We start from the raw sequence: 1571 nt of genomic DNA, 5'->3' as shown, positions 1-1571 counted from the left end.
ACGGTGGTGTGGGAGGACGGTAGATAAAATAATTATCTACCTCCTACCCGATTGTCCCAGGGATTCCGGGATCGATCCATCGGTGATCTGTTTACTGTTAATTTAATTCGTTTGGAAATATTTATGATTTCGTTATTCTTTTCATTCATTTTTATGCTATCATTAAGTGATTCTATATGTTTTTGCGGGGGAGGAAGAATGAATAAAAAAGGCGGAGTAAAGTTAAGCAAAATGCGTTACTTGTATTATGGGTTGGGCATTTTTTTCGGCTGCTTTGTATTGTGGATTTCTTTGATGGAAGGAAAGCATCTGCATTATTTGGATATGGAAATTATGCCGTCAAAGCAGAGTTTTGTAATCAATGTTGGGGCAAATGGTGAGGATGTTGATATCTTTGCTGCGGAAAAAGGCGTTCATGTTACAGTCAGCTATACTGGAAGGTTGGTAGAGCAGCAGGCGAGACTGATAATAATGGGAAATATAAGTGGAAGAACATCAGACAGTACGCCAATCCGTCTTTTGCTGTTTGGCCTTGACAATACTGATAATTGGCAATGGGAACTGTTAAGCTCTTTGGGGTTGTCTTCGGTTCACTATAGTCAGGGAGAGATGGCAAATATCCGGGCGTACCTTTACCCGTTTGTCGTTGTCATATTTGGGATGCTGGGTGTTTTTCTGCATTTTAAAAATAATGGTAAAAAGAGAATCTATGCAAAAGAAAGATTATTGGAATTTATGGATGACGCAGAGAATCAGGCAGCATTTGAGGCGGGGAAGCAGTGGTTCTTGATTCATGACAGGAGACGATACTGGAACCGATGCCTGATATTATTTTTAGCCTGCGGATCAGGTTTTTACATTTTCCAGGAATATTTATACAAGTGGGTCTTTCTGAATTCATTAGATTACATAGGAACTGTTTTTATATTAACGCTGGTAATTTTAATCTTAGGCGGTGTGTTGGAAGCTTATTGGGCAAAAATGCATATGGGAGTGCTTACAAAAGAGAACCGGCCCCTTACTGCGGCAGCAGCATTTTTAATGGAGGCTGCCTATGGTCCCTACCGGAATCAGTCCTACTATAAAAAACAAGTACATAATGCTGCCGCCGGACTTGCCAGGGCAGGAAGATATGAGCAGGCGCTGAAGCTGGCAGATAATGAATGGAAGGGCGTCCGGGAAAAGAAAATGATGCAGCTGGCTCACAGCAATCTATGCTGCGCATGCTTCATAGGTCTGGGAAGACAGGAAGATGCCGAAGCAGAATATTCGTACCAAAAGCAGCTTGTTAAAAATCATCCCCAATTAAAAAGGATAGGAGAGGCGATGCTTCTGTTATCTGAAATCAGGAAGGCTTATATAGATCAGAAATTTGGACAGGTGGAAGCCTATGGGAATGTATATTGTGATCGTTATCCGGATGCATATCATTGCATACCGCTCATGCCCATTCAGATGAACGTTTATGAACAAGCAGGTGAAATGGAGAAGGCAAAAAATATCTGCGGCAATCTGCTTTCATACAGCCCTGAAAATATAGCAGTCAGGGAGGCAATGGAATATGGAGCTTG

Annotated in this window: 1 protein-coding gene; it reads left to right on the top strand. The window is 41.6% G+C overall.

The window, feature by feature from the left end; all coding sequences use genetic code 11:
• Positions 1–198: 198 nt before the first annotated feature.
• Positions 199–1571: hypothetical protein (locus tag RT269_RS30055; RefSeq protein WP_313188205.1), on the top strand; the 1373-nt coding region annotated here is incomplete at its 3' end.

It is taken from the genome of Lacrimispora sp., from assembly GCF_032078915.1.
Lineage (GTDB): Bacteria > Bacillota > Clostridia > Lachnospirales > Lachnospiraceae > Lacrimispora.
The sequence above is the reverse complement of the archived record's forward strand: the minus strand, read 5'-3'. Positions and strand labels throughout refer to the sequence as shown.